Genomic DNA, 17,215 nt, shown 5'->3' on the forward strand with positions numbered 1-17,215 from the left:
CCGGCATGCCGAACGCGAATGGGGCAGGGGCCGCGGGGGCCCTTACCTGGCCATCGGGTACGGGGTAAAGCTGCTGACGTTTTCGTTGACGTCGAGCTCGCGGCCGATATAGGGCACGGCCCGCTGCGGACAGTCCGGCCGTTCGCATACTTTGCAGCCCATGCCGATGGGCGTGGGCGCTTCGGCGTCGTGCAAGTCCAGGCCCTTGGCATACACCAGGCGGTGCGCGTGTTCGACATCGCAGCCCAGCGCAACGGAGAAAACCTTGCCCGGCTGGCCGAAGCCGCCCGCGTGGCGCGATACCGTGCGGGCCACCCACAGATAGACGCGGCCGTCGGGCATGCGGGCCAATTGGCGCACGATGCGCCCCGGCTGGGAAAAGGCCTCGTACACATTCCACAGGGGGCAGGTGCCACCCACGCGCGAGAAATGAAAATGCGTGGCCGACTGCCGCTTGGAGATATTGCCCGCGCGGTCGACCCGAATGAAAAAGAAGGGCACGCCGTGCGCTTCCGGCCGCTGCATGGTGCTCAAGCGGTGGCAAACCGTTTCGAAACTCACGCCAAAGCGCTGGCCCAGCAGGTCGATGTCGTAGCGCAGGGCTTCGGCCGATTCCAGGAAGCGGCCGTAGGGCAGGATCAGCGCGGCCGCGAAGTAGTTGGCCAGGCCCATGCGTACCAGCCGCCTTGCCGCGGCGCCCGAAAAGCGCGGTGCGTCAGCCATGCGGCGCAGCACCCCGTCCGTTTCCAGGAAGGCCAGCTGAGTAGCCATCTGGAAGGCCTGTTGGCCGGGCTCCAGATGGGCGGGAAGGAGCAGGCGCCGCTCTTGCGGATCGTAGGCCCGCTGCAGGCCCATCGCCAGCCGCGGCGTTTCGATGGAAACGCCGTGCCGCTCGCGCAGGCGCCGGGCCAGCCGCTCCGCCAGGCCTTGCGGCGTGCAGTCCGCCAGACCCCATGACTCGTGACACCGTTCGGCGCGCAGGTCCAGTTCGGCAAAATGGTTGTGATGCGTAAAGAAGAAGTCGCGCACCTCTTCGTACGGGGGCGGCGGCATGACGGGCCTGTCGATGTCGGGCGAGCCCTCGTCCGGGCCCACCATTTCAGCGATGGCCTCGAGGCGGTCCACCGCTTCCCGGTGCCGGCGATGCAGCTGGATAAGCGCACGTCCCACGGCCGGCATGCTGGCCGCCACTTCTCGTATCTCGGCCAGCGAGATGCGGGCGTCATTGGGCCCGTCCCCATGCGTGGCCGGCAGGCCGGCGGCGACCTCTCGCAAGGCCGCCACCATCCGCCGTTCCCTGTCCTCCGAGAACGCGTCGGCGCCCACGCCGAAGACTTCCTGCAGGCGCAGCAGCACGGGCATCGTCAGGGGCCGCTGGTTTTTCTCCATCTGGCTCAGATAGCTGGGCGAGACCCGCAGCAGCCCGGCCAGCGCGGCCTGCGTCAGCTTGCGTTCCTCGCGGAGGCGGCGCAGCCGCACCCCCATGAAAATCTTGCGCATCGTCGGTAAAACCCGGTTCGAAGAGTTCGCGGGATATCCATGATATTCGCAAACTTCGCAAATCGGCGCTGCGCGCTTTACCAACCTTCACGTAGATGAACCTGACATGGCGACCAGGGATGCGTAGACTGTAAATCCGGCCCCGACAGGGGCCTTGTCACACCAGGAGGAGGCAAAGTGAGCCAAGCAAGCGCTACAACGGGATTCAAGCCGAAGAAATCGGTCGCGCTATCGGGCGTGGTGGCCGGCAACACGGCGTTGTGCACGGTGGGCCGCAGCGGCAACGACCTGCACTACCGGGGCTACGACATCCTGGACATCGCCGACACCAGCGAGTTCGAGGAGATCGCCCACCTGCTGGTCCACGGCAAGCTGCCGAATAAAGCCGAACTGCAAGCCTACAAGCGCAAACTGCGGGCGCTGCGCGGCCTGCCGGCGCAGTTGCAGGTTGCGCTGGAGGCCCTGCCCGCGTCCAGCCATCCCATGGACGTGATGCGCACGGCCGTGTCGGTGCTCGGCTGCATCCTGCCGGAGAAGGACGATCACAATCAGCCGGGCGCGCGCGATATCGCCGACCGCCTCATGGCCAGCCTGGGCTCGGCGCTGCTGTATTGGTATCACTACAGCCACAATGGGCGCATCATCGACGTCGAGACCGACGACGACAGTATTGGCGGCCATTTCCTGCACCTGCTGCACGGCGAGCAGCCCAGCGATGACTGGGTCAAGGCCATGCACAGCTCGCTGATCCTGTACGCGGAGCACGAGTTCAATGCCTCGACCTTCACCTGCCGGGTCGTCGCGGGGACCGGTTCGGATATGTATTCGGCGATCTCCGCCGGCATCGGCGCGCTGCGCGGTCCCAAGCACGGCGGGGCCAACGAGGTCGCCTTCGAAGTGCAAAGCCGCTACGAGACGCCGGACGAGGCCGAAGCGGACATCCGCCGCCGCGTGGAGAACAAGGAAGTGGTCATCGGCTTCGGGCATCCGGTCTATACGGTCTCTGACCCGCGCAACAAAGTCATCAAGGCGATCTCGCACAAGCTGTCCAAGCACAGCGGCAGCATGCATCTGTACAACATCGCCGAACGCATCGAAAGCGTGATGTGGGACGCCAAGAAGATGTTCGCCAACCTGGACTGGTATTCCGCGGTCAGCTACCACAAGATGGGCGTGCCCACGGCGATGTTCACGCCGCTCTTTGTGATCGCCCGCACGGCGGGCTGGGCCGCGCACATCATCGAACAGCGCGTGGACAACAAGATCATCCGGCCCACGGCCAACTACGTGGGGCCGGAAGACCGCAAATTCGTCCCCCTGGAAAAGCGCAAGTAATCCGCCTCACGCAACGGGAAGGCAACATCATGTCCTCGCATATCTCCAATGTCCGGCCGCAGCCGGACCAGGTCCTGGTCGACATCGCCGACTACGTCCTGAACTATGAAATCAAGAGCGAGCTGGCCTACGAGACCGCGCGCAACTGCCTGATCGACACGCTGGGCTGCGGGCTGGAAGCGCTGGAATATCCGGCCTGCCGCAAGCTGCTGGGGCCCATCGTTCCCGGCACGGTGGTGCCCAATGGGGCGAAGGTGCCCGGCACGCAGTTCCAGCTCGATCCGGTACAGGCGGCGTTCAACATCGGCGCCATGATCCGCTGGCTGGACTTCAACGACACCTGGCTGGCCGCCGAGTGGGGCCATCCGTCGGACAACCTGGGCGGCATCCTGGCCACGGCGGACTGGCTGTCGCGCAACGCGGTCGCCGCGGGCAAGCCCGCCCTGAGCATGCGCACCGTGCTGACGGGCATGATCAAGGCCCACGAAATCCAGGGTTGCATCGCGCTGGAGAACTCGTTCAACAAGGTCGGGCTGGACCACGTCGTACTGGTCAAGGTGGCCTCCACGGCCGTGGTCGCCGAAATGCTGGGCCTGAGCCGCGAAGAGATCATCAATGCGGTGTCACTGGCCTGGGTCGATGGCCAAAGCCTGCGCACCTATCGGCACGCCCCGAACGCGGGCAGCCGCAAGAGCTGGGCGGCGGGCGATGCCACCAGCCGCGCCGTGCGCCTGGCCCTGATCGCCCGCACCGGCGAGATGGGCTATCCGTCCGTGCTGACCGCCAAGACCTGGGGCTTTTACGACGTCTCTTTCAAGGGCCAGCCGTTCAAGTTCCAGCGCCCGTACGGCAGCTACGTGATGGAGAACGTGCTGTTCAAGATTTCCTATCCCGCCGAATTCCATTCGCAGACCGCGGTGGAATGCGCGATGCAGCTGCACCAGCAGATGGCCGCGCAGGGCAAGCAGGCCAAGGACATCAAGAAGATCACCATCCGCACGCACGAAGCCTGCATCCGCATCATCGACAAGAAAGGCCCGCTGAACAACCCGGCGGACCGCGATCACTGCATCCAGTACATGGTGGCTGTGCCGCTGATCTTCGGCCACCTGACGGCGGCGGATTACGAGGATGAGTTCGCCCGCGATCCCCGCATCGACGCGCTACGCGAGAAGATCGAATGCGTGGAGGACCCTGCGTTCACGCGGGACTATCACGATCCGGACAAGCGCTCGATCGCCAACGCGCTGACCATCGAGTTCAACGACGGCAGCACGCTGGGCGAAGTGGTGTGCGAGTATCCCATCGGGCACCGGCGCCGCCGCCAGGACGGCATCCCATTGCTGGAGGCCAAGTTCCGCACCAATCTGGCTCGCCAGTTCCCGGCGCGGCAGCAAAACCGCATCCTGGATGTGTCGCTCGACCAGAAGAAGCTGGAAGCCATGCCGGTCCACGAGTACGTGGATCTGTACGTCATTTAGAAGGTATCCGCCGGGTGGCACGAACCGGCGGTGCCAGGCGGTTGAGCGCGGCAGGCCAGACGGCCTGCCGCGCTTTTGCCTGGAGACGCATGGGAAAGCGGCATTGCCGGCTGCTCGATGGCGCGCCGGCAATACCGGGCACGGCTTACTCCACCATCTCGCCGAGCTTGCCTTCCAGCAGCATCTGATAATGAATGGACGGCAATTCGATCAGGGGCTTGCGGTATTGGCTCCACAGGCGCCGGTCTTCGGCCGTGTGGAAAACCTGCTTTTGCGGCATGGCGGGCCAGCTCGGCACTTCGAACCACAGGCGCAGCAGATGTCGGCGCTGCTCCAGCGGCTTGGCATCGACGTAGTCGGTGCGGCCGTGGACCATCATGCGGTTGTTCAGGAATTGGATATCGCCTTCCTTGAAACCCATGTCCAGGTATAGCTCCGGCGAGGCCGCGACCTTGCGCACGCGATACAGCGCTTCGGATTCTTCAGGCGTGTAGCCGCACTGACCGCTTTTTTCCGCGAGGCGGGCGTAGCCCGTGGGCAGGTAGCAGGTGACTTCGCCGTTTTCTTCATGAAAGAAGGGCACGCGTTCGGCGCTGAAGGTACGCGTGGCGCGGCGGCCGTCTTCGTCGGTGCGCTTCAGGAACAGCCCGCGCGCCAGGACCTCGAGCAGTGCGGGGTAGCGCTCGGCCATCTCGTTGTGTACCGCCAGCGCGCTGGCGATGCGGCTGTCGCCGCCCGAGACGGCGGAACGCAGGCACATCAGGCCGATGATGTCGCAGGAATCGGTATGCATCAGCTGGCCGCCGCCCTTGCGGTAGCCGCGCGACTTCGGTTCGTAGTCGCTTACGTCCATGACGTGGCCCAGGATATCGCCCAGGTAGGACTGCGTCATGGGCCTGCCCAGATACGAGCCGAGGCCGAAGTAGATGCGCGTCATGTCGTCATCGGTATACGCCTGGCGATTCAGGCCGCGCAGCATCAGGAAGCCGCGGCCATGGCGCAGGCGCTCGGGCAAGCCGCGCATCAGCTCGCCAACCTTGTCCAGCGGGAAGTTCTCGGGGGTGATGTCCGGGAAGTCCAGGTTGCCCTGCGCCAGCAGGTGCTTGAGGGCCAGATCGATCTCGCGCTGTTCCGCGTCGGACAGCACATGCAACCCTTCCTTCGTCCAGTCGATCTCCGGGCCCTTCCAGGCGCCCGGAGAAGCGATGGGTTTTCCTATCATGCTCATTCGCTCGTCTCCATTAAGCAAATCAGGCCGCCGGGGGCGCCTCGGGAAAGATGACGCCGTCGTCGACCAACGGCCGCAGATCGATTTCACCCAGCAGTTCCGTCAGGCATTCGGCGGTGTGCTGGCCCTTGCGCGGCGCCGGCCGGCGCAGGGTGCCCGGGGTGGCGGAGAGGCGCGGCACGATGTTGTGCATGGGCATGTAGCCCAGCTCTTCGTCCCGCACGTCGACCAGGCTCTCGCGCGCGATGACGTAGCCGTCCGAAAGCAGATCGGACGCGTCATGGATGGGGCCGACGGTGACGTCGGCCGCCTCGAATACGCGCAGGTTTTCGTCCAGGGTGCGCTGCCCGACGAAATCCGCCACGATGGCGTCGACTTCCGCCACGTGCTCCAGGCGGGCCACATTGCTGCTGTAGCGTGGATCGGTGTTCATTTCCGGGCGGCCGATGGCACGGAACAGGCGCGCCGCCATGGTTTGCGTGGAGGTCGACACACAGACCCAGCGGCCGTCGGCGGTACGGTAGGTATTGCGCGGCGCGGTCGTGCTGGAGCGGCTGCCGGTGCGGGCTTTGACCTTGCCCGTGATGCGGTAGTTGGCGGCTTGCGGGCCCAGCACCGAGATCATCGGTTCGAACAGCGAAAGGTCGATTTCCTGGCCTTTGCCGCCGTTGACCCTGACTTCCCACAGGGCGGTCATGACGGCGCTCGCGCCATACAGGCCCGCGGTCATATCGCCCAGGAACATGGGGGGCAGAACCGGTTCGCGATCCGCGAAGCCGTTCATGCTGGCAAAACCGGAGTAGCCTTCGACCAGGGTGCCGAAGCCCGGGCGCCGCTTGAACGGGCCGGTTTGCCCCCACCCTGAAATGCGTACGATCACCAGGCGCGGGTTGCTCGAATGCAGGGTGTCCGGCGCCAGGCCCATCTCTTCGAGCACACCGGGACGAAAGCTTTCAACGAGCACATCGGCCTTGTCGAGCATGCGGCGCAGCAGATCGATGCCCGTCGCATGCCGGAAGTCGATGCATACGCTGCGTTTGTTGCGGCAATAGACCTTCCAGAACGCCTCGACGCCCCCGGTTTTGAATGCCCGCAGGGTGTCCCCGTTGCGCGGCTCCACCTTGATGACGTCGGCGCCGAAATCGGCCAGCTGCAACGTCAGCATGTTGCCCGCGACCAACCGCGATAGGTCGATGACGCGCAGCCCGCGCAGCGGGCCCTGCGCCTGGGCGGAGAAATCCTTGCGCTTGAGCGATGCGCGATGTGTGGTTGTCGATTCCATTTTTCCAGCTTACCAAGAAAATAGACATAATGTCTATTTTGCAGAATATACAATGTCCGTCGCTTCAGGAACGCGCGTCTCCATCGTCCCCGCGCGTTTTCACGGATCCAGGCGGTATAGGGTCCGCGCCTCGTAGCTACACCGGAACCTAGGAGTCAATCATGGCGAAAGCCGCCGACGCGGGCGTCGCGTCCGTCAACCGGGCCTTGTCCATCCTGATGGCATTCGAAGACAGCGTCGAAGGCATGACCTTGACCGACCTGATGAATGCCACCGGGCTCTACCACAGCACCATCCTGCGCATTTGCGAATCGCTCGAACAGTTCCGCTTCATCAAGCGGCTCGAGGACGGCCGCTATATGCTCGGACCCGCGCCCTTTTACCTGGGCATGCTGTACCAGGAGTCCTTCCGCTTATGGGACTACGCGGCGCCGGTGCTGCGCGAACTGATACGCGAAACCAAGGAAACCGCGGCGATCTACATAAGGGAAAACAACGAGCGGATCTGCCTGCATCGCATGGCGCAGCCGCGTTCGGTCCGGATGCACGTGCGCGAAGGCGAACGCGTCGACTTGTACAAGGGGGCCGCCGGCAAAGTGCTGCTGGCCTTCGGCGGTGAAAAAGGCGTTGTCTACGACCGGATCCGCAAGGCCGGCTACGCGGTCTCGCTGGCGGAGCGCGAGTCCGAAAGCGCCGCGATCGCCTGCCCCGTATTCGGTGTCAGGCAACGCCTGGTCTGCGCGGTGTCGCTGGGTATTCCGCTATTCCGATTCAATAAGGCGGTGTTCGATCAATCCCTGCCCCTGGTGATGACGGCGGCGGCCAGGCTGACGGCCGACCTGGGCGGCGACGCCGCGATGTATGCGCCGCCTTATGCCAAGCTCGAAGGGATCAAACTCCCTTCCTGAGCGGCGGCTGTCGCCACGCCCGCCGCAACGCGCGGACGGGGCGTGGATGATTTACATGGGCGCCACGATATGGCGTTCGCTGGCCAGGCGGCGCCACTTCGCCAACTCGGATGCCACGTACGCGGTGGCTTCCTTGCGATCCATGCCGGTCGGCTCGGTGGCCTCGCGCGCGAAGAGTTCGCGCATGTCGGGTTCGGCGCTGACCTTGCGGATGGCGGCGTTAAGCTTGTCCACGTAGGCCACGGGCGTTCCCGCCGGCGCGTAGATGCCCCACCACACGTCCACTGAATAGCCGGGTACGGTTTCGGCGATCGTCGGCACGTCGGGGAAGAAGCGGGACCGCGTGGTGGAGGTCGTTCCCAGTACCCGGATTTCCTTGGCCTGCAAGGGACCGCTGACCGACGCGGGCGTGGTGATCATGGATTCCAGGCGCCCGCCTATCATGTCGGTGACCGCATTGGAAATGCCTTTGTAGGGCACGTGGACCATATCGGCGCCGGTTTCCATGTTCAGCAATTCGGCACCCATCTGGCCGATCGAGCCGATGCCGGCCGAGCCGTAATTGAGCTTGCCGCGGCGGGCTTTCGCGTCCTTGATGAACTGCGGCACGCTGGTGTACGGCGTCGATTTGCCGACCACCAGGACCATGGCGCCGCGCGCGACCACCGCAACGGGCTCGAACGACTTGAGCGCGTCGTACGGAAGCTTCTCCTGGGTGGCGGCATTGGTCACGAAGGACACCGACGAGAACAGCAGCGTGGCGCCATCGGGCTTGGCGCGCGCCACTTCCGCGGCGCCGATGACACCGCCGGCACCCGGCTTGTTCTCGACGATAACGTTCACCCCCAATTCCTTGGACAGGCGCGCGCTGAGGGCACGGCCGAATACATCGTTGCTGGCGCCGGGAGAGAAAGGCACGATGACCTTGATCAGCTCGGGCAGGGCATCGCCTGCGCGTGCGGTACCGGCGCCCAGGATAGACAACAGGCTCGCCAGGCAGGCACACGCCTGCCGCATCGACATTCTCATTTATTTGTCTCCTCGTTTTCAGACATGATGTCTATTTTCAGTATAGGAGCTTGCCGCCCGGCTGTCGAGAAACCGTTCAACAGCTGGGGGGAGGCGCGCGGCGAGCCGTTTTCCATCAGTAACACTTATGTGCCAGGACAGGGACCATCGCGACGCTGCATGGGCAGCGGGGCATGGAGAACACGAGAAACCGACCCCCCTTCAATGCAAGGGCAACCGATGGCATGGCCATATCATCATAAAAACTGATTTTGATGATCATTAAAGATTAATTGACCTGATATACCCGCCTCCCTAGACTTTCTTCACACGACCGGCCGGCAAACGGCACGGCACGAGAAACAAGGAATGGAGACGAGGATGCAGGAGACCCACCGCGCGCCGGGCGCATCGGCTTCGCCATCGGAGCTGGCGATACGGGACATCGAGGCCCATGCCGTCTCTTTCCCCGTGCCCGCGCAGAACAGCGTCACGCTGGGCGTGGGGCGGGCGGTCAAGCGCGACGCGGTCATCGTGAAGGTGACCACGGCCGGCGGCCTGGTCGGATACGGCGAATCGCATCACGGCCGCGCGCACACCACCGTGGCGCACTTCATCAACAGCGCCTTGAAGCCCATGGTGCTGGGCATGGACGCCACGGACACCGTGGGCGTGTGGCAGCGCATTTATGAACGCCAGCTGGCCAGCCATGGCCTGGGCGCCGGCGCTGCCATCGCGATGAGCGGCCTGGATATGGCCTTGTGGGATATCCGCGGCAAGGCGGTGGGCTGGCCGCTTTACCGCCTGCTGGGCGGCTCGCGGCGCGCGATTCCGGCTTATGCGGGCGGGGTGGCCTTGGGCTGGCAGGATCCGCAGGCGCTGGTGGCGGAGGCCAGGCGCCATGTCGAAGCTGGCTACCGCGCCGTCAAGCTGCGGCTGGGCGATACCGTGCAGCGCGACCTTGCGCGGGTGCGCGCCGTGCGCGAGGCACTGGGCGAGGACATCGCCATCCTGACGGATGCCAATGCCGCCTACCGCGTCGATGACGCGCGTGCCGTCATGCCGGTGCTGGACGAATTGAACATCGGCTGGCTGGAAGAGCCGTTTCCCGCCCACGACGCGGCCAGCTACGCGCAGGCCCGCCGCTTCGGCCGCCTGCCGCTGGCGGCGGGCGAGAACCACTACACCCGCTTCGAGTTCGAGCGGCTGTTCGACGAGCGCAACGTCACGATATGGCAGCCGGACCTCTCGAAAACCGGCGGTATCACCGAGACCCTGCGCATCGCCGCCATGGCATCGGTGCGCAAGCTTCCCATCCATATCCATTCGTCCATGACCGGCATCAACATGGCGGCGACCGTGCACGTGCTCGCCGCCATCGACAACGCCGGGTACTTCGAGGCCGATGTGTCCAAGGGCAATCTGTTCCGCGACGCGTTGGTGGACCGCGCTTTCACCCTCGATACGGATGGATGCGTCCGTCCGTCGGACAAGCCCGGTATCGGCGTGGAGGTCGACGAGGCCTTCATCGCCGCGCATCCGGCCATCGAAGGCCCGGCGTATGTCTGAGCGAGCAACACACATGGCAGATAGCGAAGGCAAGAACCTGATCGGCGGGCAATGGGTGCGGGCAGCCGCCGGTGAAAGCGGCCGGCGCCGCGATCCCGCCGACGGCACGGCCTTGGGCAGCTTCGCCGAAAGCGGCGAGGCGGACGCGCGCGATGCCATCGCCGCCGCGCGCCGCGCCTTCGATGCCACGGCCTGGGCGCAAAGCCCGCGCGTGCGGCAGATGACGTTGCTGCGCTGGGCCGATCGCATGGAGACGCGGGCCGACGCGCTGGCGCGAGCCCTGACCCGCGAGAACGGCAAGGTACTGGCGCAGTCCCGCGGCGAGATCGCGGCGGCGATTTCGGAAATCAGGTACTACGCCGGATTGGCGCGCTACATCCCCGGGCATGCCTTCGAAGTGGAGCCGGGCGTGTTCTCTACCTTGATCAAGGAGCCGGCCGGCGTGGCCGGCCTGATCATCCCCTGGAATGCGCCGGCGGTGCTGCTGGTGCGCGCCCTGGCCCCGGCATTGGCGGCCGGTTGCAGCGTGGTGGTCAAGCCCGCGTGGCAGACGGCGGGCCTGAGCGCGGCCATCATCGCCGCGCTTGCCGAGGATGCGGATATGCCCGGCGGGGTGGTCAATATGCTGACGGAGACCGGCAGCGACGTGGCGCGGACGCTGGTGGCTTCCGCCGATGTGGACGTCATCAGCTTTACCGGGTCGAACGAGGTGGGACAGCGCATCATGGCCGCGGCCGCGCCCACGATGAAGAAGCTGTCGCTCGAACTGGGCGGTAAATCGTGCTGCCTGGTGTTCGAGGACATCGACCCGGACTGGGCCGCGCCCCGGCTGGCGGCCGCCGCGACGATTATCTCGGGACAGCAGTGCACCGCCGCGCGCCGGGTGCTGGTGCATGCATCGCGTTACGACGCGATGAAACGCGCCTTGCGGGAGGCCCTCGCGGCGATCCGCCTGGGTCCGGGCATGCAGCCGCAGGCGCAAATGGGACCGCTGATCGACGAAGCCGCGCGGGAGCAGGTCTGGGCGCGCGTGGAGCAGGCCCAGCAATGCGCCGACGAAGTCGTGCTGGCGGCGCAGCGCCCGGGCGGCGAACTGGCCGCGGGTTGCTTCATGTCGCCGTCGCTGGTGGCGCACCGCGACACCGGTGCCTTCTTTATCCAGGAGGAAATCTTCGGGCCTTTGCTGGTGCTGGAGACATTCCAGGACGAGGCCGAGGCGGTCGCGCGCGCCAACCATACGGAGTTCGGCTTGTCGGCCAGCGTATGGACGCATGATGGGGCGCGCGCCATGCGCGTGGCGCGGGCGCTGCGCAACGGCACGGTATGGATCAACGATCACAACAAGCTGTATGCCGAAGCCGAGACCGGCGGCTACCGGCGCAGCGGCCTGGGCCGCCTGCACGGCTACGACGCACTGATCGACTTCACGGAAGTGAAGCACATCTACCAGGACGCCGGCGTGGTCGCGCCGCGTGCGCTGGACGGCGGGCAGCCTGCCCGCTAAGGCGCGGCGCCGGCGCCACCCGGTATCCGGATGGCCCGGCTCGCGAATGACAACGTAAAAACGTGGAGACAAGGATGATAAGAAAACTGGGGAAATGCCTGGCAACGGCGGCATTGACGGCCGCGGCCGCGATGACGGGGCCGGCGCATGCCGGATATCCGGACAAGGCCGTGCGCATCATCGTGCCGTATACGCCGGGCGGCTTCAACGACACCATGGCGCGCGTCTTCGCCAAGAAGCTGCAGGAGGCGATGGGACAGCCTTTCATTGTCGAGAACAAGCCGGGCGCGGGCACGGTGATCGGTACGGAGGCGGGCGCCCGCGCGGCGCCGGATGGCTACACCCTGGTCATCGTCGGATTCCCGCTGGTGTCCAACCAGTTCCTGTATCGCAAGCTGCCGTATGACGCGAAGAAGGACTTCGAGCCCATCATCGTCGGCGCGCAAACGCCGAACTTCCTGGTGGTGAAGGCGTCCTCGCCCGTGCAGTCGCTGGCGGACCTCGTCAAGCGGGCCAAGGCGCAGCCGGGCAAGCTGAACTACGCCACCGCGGGTACCGGCACGTCGAATCACCTGACCATGGCCTACTTCCAGGAGGAAGCCGGCATCCGGCTGGTGCAGGTGCCGTACAAGGGCAGCGCGCCCATGGTCACGGATCTGCTGGGCGGCCAGGTCGACACGATGTTCGACAACACGCCGAATGTGCTGCCGCACATCAAGGCCGGCAAGATGCGCGCGCTGGGTGTCACCAGCGCGAAGCGCTCGCCGCTGGCGCCGGACGTGCCGACGGTGGCCGAACAGGGCTACCCCGGTTTCGAGGTTTCCGTCTGGTACGGGCTGGCCGCCCCGGCGGGCACGCCGCGCCCCATCGTGGAGCGCCTGAACGCCGAGTTGAACAAGGCGCTGCAGGCGCCGGACGTACGCAAGATATTCGCCGAGCAAGGGGTGGAGCCGGTGGGGGGATCGCTGGAGGAATTCCGCCAGTTTTTCGATGCCCAGATGTCGAAGTGGTCCAAGGTGATCCAGGCGGCGGGCATACAGGCGGAATGACGGGAGCAGTGCATGGACGCCAGGGCTGAAACTCGGGACACGGCCGCGATGGACGAAACGGCGCCGCGCGCGCACGTGGGATCACCCCGCATGCGCGTGGAGGACCAGGCCATCCTGACCGGGCGCGGCCAGTACGGCGACGATGCCGCCACGCATGCCGGCACCCTGCATGCGGCAATCGTGCGTTCCCCGCATGCCCACGCCCGCGTGACGCGTGTCGATGGCGCGCGCGCCATGGCGCTGCCCGGCGTGCGGGCCGTGCTCACGCCCGACGACGTGGCGGGCTGGTCGCGGCCCTTCGTCGTGGGCGTCAAGCAGCCGATGGAGCAGTGGGCGCTGGCGATGGACAAGGTGCGCTACGTCGGCGAGCCGGTGGCGGTAGTGATCGCCGAGTCGCGCTACGCGGCCGAGGATGGCGTGGACCTGGTGGACGTGGCATACGAGCCGCTGCCGGCCGCCGTGTCCATCGAGGACGCGATCGCCGCCGACGCGGCCGTGCTGCACGATAAGGTGGGAAGCAATATCGTCAGCGACCGCTCTTTCCGCTATGGCGATCCGGAATCCGCCTTCGCCGGCGCGGACCATCGCATCGGCCTGACCGTGCGCTACCCGCGCAATTCCTGCACGCCCATCGAGTGCGCCGTGGTGATCGCGGAATATGTGTCCGCGCAGGACGGCTACGACGTCCGCTCCAATTTCATGGGGCCGTTCTCCCTGCATACCGTCATGGCGCTGGCGCTGAAGGTGCCGGGCAACCGGCTGCGGCATCGTACCTTCGCCGATTCGGGGGGCAGTTTCGGCGTCAAGCAGGCGGTGTTTCCATATGCGGTACTGATGTGCCTGGCCGCGCGCAAGGCCAACGCGCCGGTCAAGTGGGTGGAGGACAGGCTGGAGCATCTGGCCGGCGCCACCTCGGCCACCGGGCGGCTGTGCCACATCGAGGCGGCGGTGTCGGCGGATGGGCGCATCCAGGCGCTGTCCTATGACCAGTACGACGATTGCGGCGGCTATCTGCGCGCCCCCGAACCGGCGACTTTCTATCGGATGCATGGCTGCCTGACGGGGGCGTACGACATCCCCAACCTGGCCGTGCGCAATCGCGTGGTGCTGACCAACAAGACCCCGGCCGGCCTGGTGCGCGGGTTCGGCGGACCCCAGGTGTACTTCGCGCTGGAGCGGTTGATGCAGCGTATCGCGGGCGAGCTGGCGCTGGACCCGCTGGAGCTGTATCGCCGCAACTTCATCGGCCGGGATGCCTTCCCCTATCGCGCCGCCGCGGGCGCGCTGATCGATTCCGGCGACTACCACGGCGCGCTGGACCTGGCGTGGCGGCAGGGCGGCCTGGAAGCGTTGTACGCGCGGCGCGAGGAAGTCCGCGCGCGCGGCGGGCTGTACGGCATCGGCTACGCCGCCATTGTCGAGCCCTCGATTTCCAATATGGGCTATATCACCACGGTGATGCCGCGCGAAGCGCGCGACAAGGCCGGGCCCAAGAACGGCGGCATCGCCGCGGCAACCGTGTCGGTGGACCCGCTGGGCGGGGTCGGCGTCGTGATCGCATCCGCGCCCGCGGGGCAGGGCCATCGCACCGTCTGCGCGCAGGTCGTGGCCGACGTGCTGGGGGTGGATCCCGATGCCATCATGGTCAGCGTCGAGTTCGATACGCAGAAAGATGCCTGGTCGGTGGCCGCGGGCAATTATTCCAGCCGCTTCGCGGGCGCGGTGGCCGGGACGGTGCACCTGGCGGCGTGCCGGCTGCGCGACAAGCTGGCCACCATCGCGGCGGCGCAAATGGACTGTGCGCCCGGCGACATCGTGTTCCGCGACGGCACGATCGCGCCGCGCCATGCGCCGCAGGCCGCCGTGCCGTTCACGCGCCTGGCCGCGAATCCGCACTGGGCGCCCGGCCTGCTGCCCAAGGACATCGAGCCGGGACTGCGGGAGACCGTGTTCTGGTCGCCCGAATCGCTGACCCCGCCCGACGGGAAGGACCGCATCAATACGTCGGCCACCTACGGCTTCGCCTTCGACGTCTGCGCGGTGGAGATCGATCGCGATACGGGGCGCGTGCGCATCGACCGCTATGTGACCACGCACGATGCCGGCCGCATCCTGAATCCGGCCCTGGCCGACGGCCAGATACGCGGCGCGTTCGCGCAAGGCCTGGGCGCGGCCTTGATGGAGGAATTCCGATACGGGCCGGACGGCAGCTTCCTGTCCGGCACCTTCGCCGATTACCTTGTGCCCACGACCTGCGAGGTGCCCGAACCGGTCATCCTGCACATGGAGACGCCCAGCCCTTTCACGCCGCTGGGCGCCAAGGGCCTGGGCGAGGGCAACAATATGAGCACGCCCGTATGCATCGCCAATGCCGTGGCCGACGCGCTGGGCGTGGACGATGTGACCCTGCCGCTGACGCCGGCGCGCGTGATGGACCTGATCGGCGTGCAGGATCCGCCGCCATCCAGCGGACATGTGCCGGCGGGGCAGGCCCGCGAAGGCGGCGAACGTGCCGGCCGTTCCTTGTCCGCGCAGGGCGAGGTACGCCTGGACGCGCCGCCGGACAAGGTGTTTGCCGTCCTGCTGGATCCGCAGGCGCTCGCCAGGGTGATCCCCGGCTGCAATGCCCTTACGCCGATCGGCGAGCATCGCTATCGCGCCGACGTCACCGTGGGCGTGGGCATGATCAAGGCCCGCTATGCGGCCGAGGTCGCGCTGTCCGAGCTGGATCCGCCGCGCAGCCTGCGGCTGGCCGGCACCGGCCTTTCCAGCGTGGGCACCGCCCAGGGCAGCGGCCTGGTCACGCTGCACGCGGAAGGCGCCGGCACCCGGCTGACCTACGACTACGAGGCCCAGGTGTCCGGCAAGGTTGCCGCGGTGGGCAGCCGCATGCTGGAGGGCGCGGCGCGCGTCGTCCTGCGGCAGCTGTTCGAACAACTGGGGCAGCAGGCGGGCGGAGGCAAGCGCCCTTCTTGGTGGCGGCGCCTGTTGGGCCGCCGGGAGTCGCGGCAATGAAACCACAGGCATTCGACTATATCCGCGCCGAATCGGCGCAGGACGCCGTGGACGCGCTGGCGCAACTGGGCAGCGATGGCCGCATCCTGGCGGGCGGGCAGTCCTTGATGGCGGTACTGAACATGCGGCTCGCCCAGCCGGCGGCGCTGATCGATATATCCCGCGCCGGCGACCTCGATTACGTGCGCGAGCAGGACGGCTGCCTGGCCGTGGGCGCGGCGGCCACGCAGGCCAGCGTGGAGTGGCGCACCGGCCTGGCCGACGCGGTGCCCCTGCTGGCGCAGGCGTTTCCCTTCATCTCGCACTTCCAGATCCGCAACCGCGGCACGGTATGCGGATCGGTCGCGCACGCCGACCCCAGCGCCGAGCTGCCCCTGGTGCTGACCGCGCTGGAAGGCCAGGTGGTGCTGCGCGGCAGGCGGCGGCGCCGGACCCTGCCGGCCGCCGAATTCTTCCAGGGCATGCTGATGACCGCGCGCGGCCCCGAAGAGCTGATCGAGGAAGTGCGGTTCCCGCTGGCCCGGGCGGGAACGCGTTACGCGTTCGACGAGTTCTCGGCGCGGCACGGCGATTTCGCGCTGGTGGCCGTGGCGGCGCTGGCCGATGCGGGCGGGATCACGCTGGCCGTGGGCGGGGTCGCCGACCGGCCGATGGCGCGGCGCTGGCCGCGCCTGGACGGCAAGGAACTGGAAGCGGCCGTCAACGATTTCGCGTGGGACCTGGGCGCGCAGGACGACCCCCACGTCAGCGCGGCCTTTCGCCGCCAATTGGTGCGGCGCCTGGGCGCCGGCGTCCTGCGCAAGGTGATGGCATGAAAAGACTCGAACACGATCGTGAGCACGTGCTGAACGTGGTCCTCAATGGAACGCCGCGCCGCGGCGCCTGCCCGCCGCGCATGCTGCTGTCGGATTTCCTGCGGCACGAACTCGGCGCGACCGGCACGCACGTGGGATGCGAACACGGCGTCTGCGGCGCCTGCACCGTCTTGATCGACGGCGTCGCCTCGCGCGCCTGCCTGACGCTGGCGGTCCAGATAGAGGGCCGCCAGGTCGATACGGTGGAGGGTCTGGCCGATGCCGACGGCATGCTCAACGACCTGCAGCAGGCCTTTCGCCGCCATCACGCCCTGCAATGCGGCTTCTGCACGGCGGGCATCCTGATGTCCTGCCAGGACTATCTGCGCCGCCAGCCCGACCCGACCGAGCAGGATGTGCGCGACATGCTGTCCGGTCATCTCTGCCGCTGCACCGGCTACACCAATATCGTCAACGCGGTCATGGAAACCGCCGCCGTGCGGCGCGCGGCGGGCGCACCCGAATCGCCCCAGGGGGAGTAA

The 17,215-nt window shown here is 66.8% G+C and carries 13 protein-coding genes; 9 read left to right on the forward strand and 4 right to left on the reverse strand.

Translation table 11 applies throughout. The features are described 5' to 3' along the window. Window positions 1–42 precede the first annotated feature (42 nt). On the reverse strand, window positions 43–1,500 hold the full coding sequence (locus tag CAL28_RS06050; protein WP_094840436.1) for a short-chain fatty acyl-CoA regulator family protein: 1,458 nt from the start codon (window positions 1,498–1,500) through the stop codon (window positions 43–45). A gap of 177 nt (window positions 1,501–1,677) precedes the next feature. Here CAL28_RS06050 and prpC point away from each other — a divergent pair, with 177 nt between their 5' ends. Continuing rightward, entirely contained in the window at window positions 1,678–2,835 is a 1,158-nt protein-coding gene (prpC, locus tag CAL28_RS06055; protein ID WP_094840437.1) for a bifunctional 2-methylcitrate synthase/citrate synthase, read from the forward strand. Window positions 2,836–2,864: 29 nt separating this feature from the next. Continuing rightward, on the forward strand, window positions 2,865–4,316 hold the full coding sequence (locus tag CAL28_RS06060) for a bifunctional 2-methylcitrate dehydratase/aconitate hydratase (RefSeq protein WP_094840438.1): 1,452 nt from the start codon (window positions 2,865–2,867) through the stop codon (window positions 4,314–4,316). A gap of 145 nt (window positions 4,317–4,461) precedes the next feature. Here the strand turns inward: CAL28_RS06060 and CAL28_RS06065 are convergent, their stop codons facing one another. Beyond that, window positions 4,462–5,544 carry a TauD/TfdA family dioxygenase gene (locus tag CAL28_RS06065; protein WP_094840439.1) on the reverse strand — a complete coding sequence of 361 codons (1,083 nt, stop codon included), beginning with the start codon at window positions 5,542–5,544 and terminating at the stop codon, window positions 4,462–4,464. Between the two features lie 22 nt (window positions 5,545–5,566). Then, a complete protein-coding gene (locus CAL28_RS06070) occupies window positions 5,567–6,826 on the reverse strand; it encodes a CaiB/BaiF CoA transferase family protein (protein WP_094840440.1) in 1,260 nt (419 codons plus the stop codon). A gap of 161 nt (window positions 6,827–6,987) precedes the next feature. On the opposite strand from CAL28_RS06070, the gene CAL28_RS06075 reads away from it, so the two are divergent. Then, window positions 6,988–7,734, forward strand: coding sequence for an IclR family transcriptional regulator (locus tag CAL28_RS06075; RefSeq protein ID WP_094840441.1), 747 nt, complete (start codon window positions 6,988–6,990; stop codon window positions 7,732–7,734). A 51-nt stretch (window positions 7,735–7,785) separates the two neighbouring features. Here the strand turns inward: CAL28_RS06075 and CAL28_RS06080 are convergent, their stop codons facing one another. Beyond that, window positions 7,786–8,763 carry a tripartite tricarboxylate transporter substrate binding protein gene (locus CAL28_RS06080; protein ID WP_094840442.1) on the reverse strand — a complete coding sequence of 326 codons (978 nt, stop codon included), beginning with the start codon at window positions 8,761–8,763 and terminating at the stop codon, window positions 7,786–7,788. A gap of 360 nt (window positions 8,764–9,123) precedes the next feature. Here CAL28_RS06080 and CAL28_RS06085 point away from each other — a divergent pair, with 360 nt between their 5' ends. The 6 genes from CAL28_RS06085 to CAL28_RS06110 all read left to right on the forward strand — a co-directional run bounded on the left by CAL28_RS06085 (window position 9,124) and on the right by CAL28_RS06110 (window position 17,215). Next, window positions 9,124–10,311: a mandelate racemase/muconate lactonizing enzyme family protein gene (locus CAL28_RS06085; RefSeq protein WP_217906532.1), complete on the forward strand. Its 1,188-nt coding sequence runs from the start codon at window positions 9,124–9,126 to the stop codon at window positions 10,309–10,311. Window positions 10,312–10,324: 13 nt separating this feature from the next. Beyond that, window positions 10,325–11,815 (forward strand): aldehyde dehydrogenase family protein, encoded by a 1,491-nt coding sequence (locus tag CAL28_RS06090; RefSeq protein WP_094840443.1) that lies wholly within the window; start codon window positions 10,325–10,327, stop codon window positions 11,813–11,815. Between the two features lie 74 nt (window positions 11,816–11,889). Continuing rightward, on the forward strand, window positions 11,890–12,864 hold the full coding sequence (locus tag CAL28_RS06095; protein WP_094840444.1) for a tripartite tricarboxylate transporter substrate binding protein: 975 nt from the start codon (window positions 11,890–11,892) through the stop codon (window positions 12,862–12,864). 12 nt (window positions 12,865–12,876) lie between these two features. Continuing rightward, window positions 12,877–15,879 (forward strand): xanthine dehydrogenase family protein molybdopterin-binding subunit, encoded by a 3,003-nt coding sequence (locus CAL28_RS06100; RefSeq protein ID WP_254926001.1) that lies wholly within the window; start codon window positions 12,877–12,879, stop codon window positions 15,877–15,879. Then, window positions 15,876–16,694: an FAD binding domain-containing protein gene (locus CAL28_RS06105; protein ID WP_094840446.1), complete on the forward strand. Its 819-nt coding sequence runs from the start codon at window positions 15,876–15,878 to the stop codon at window positions 16,692–16,694. The genes CAL28_RS06100 and CAL28_RS06105 overlap by 4 nt, the downstream gene beginning before the upstream one ends. Beyond that, complete coding sequence (locus CAL28_RS06110) at window positions 16,691–17,215, forward strand: (2Fe-2S)-binding protein (RefSeq protein ID WP_094840447.1); 525 nt, start codon at window positions 16,691–16,693, stop codon at window positions 17,213–17,215. Before CAL28_RS06105 ends, CAL28_RS06110 begins: the two co-directional genes overlap by 4 nt.

The organism is Bordetella genomosp. 11 (genome assembly GCF_002261215.1).
GTDB lineage: Bacteria > Pseudomonadota > Gammaproteobacteria > Burkholderiales > Burkholderiaceae_B > Bordetella_C.

What these genes read in the sequence shown, in the direction of transcription:
- CAL28_RS06070 (WP_094840440.1), bottom strand. Translation starts at nt 6,826, where the DNA reads ATGGAATCGACAACCACACATCGCGCATCGCTCAAGCGCAAGGATTTC.
- CAL28_RS06090 (WP_094840443.1), top strand. Translation starts at nt 10,325, where the DNA reads ATGGCAGATAGCGAAGGCAAGAACCTGATCGGCGGGCAATGGGTGCGG.
- CAL28_RS06085 (WP_217906532.1), top strand. Translation starts at nt 9,124, where the DNA reads ATGCAGGAGACCCACCGCGCGCCGGGCGCATCGGCTTCGCCATCGGAG.
- CAL28_RS06095 (WP_094840444.1), top strand. Translation starts at nt 11,890, where the DNA reads ATGATAAGAAAACTGGGGAAATGCCTGGCAACGGCGGCATTGACGGCC.
- CAL28_RS06110 (WP_094840447.1), top strand. Translation starts at nt 16,691, where the DNA reads ATGAAAAGACTCGAACACGATCGTGAGCACGTGCTGAACGTGGTCCTC.
- CAL28_RS06105 (WP_094840446.1), top strand. Translation starts at nt 15,876, where the DNA reads ATGAAACCACAGGCATTCGACTATATCCGCGCCGAATCGGCGCAGGAC.
- CAL28_RS06065 (WP_094840439.1), bottom strand. Translation starts at nt 5,544, where the DNA reads ATGAGCATGATAGGAAAACCCATCGCTTCTCCGGGCGCCTGGAAGGGC.
- CAL28_RS06050 (WP_094840436.1), bottom strand. Translation starts at nt 1,500, where the DNA reads ATGCGCAAGATTTTCATGGGGGTGCGGCTGCGCCGCCTCCGCGAGGAA.
- CAL28_RS06100 (WP_254926001.1), top strand. Translation starts at nt 12,877, where the DNA reads ATGGACGCCAGGGCTGAAACTCGGGACACGGCCGCGATGGACGAAACG.
- CAL28_RS06060 (WP_094840438.1), top strand. Translation starts at nt 2,865, where the DNA reads ATGTCCTCGCATATCTCCAATGTCCGGCCGCAGCCGGACCAGGTCCTG.
- CAL28_RS06075 (WP_094840441.1), top strand. Translation starts at nt 6,988, where the DNA reads ATGGCGAAAGCCGCCGACGCGGGCGTCGCGTCCGTCAACCGGGCCTTG.
- CAL28_RS06080 (WP_094840442.1), bottom strand. Translation starts at nt 8,763, where the DNA reads ATGAGAATGTCGATGCGGCAGGCGTGTGCCTGCCTGGCGAGCCTGTTG.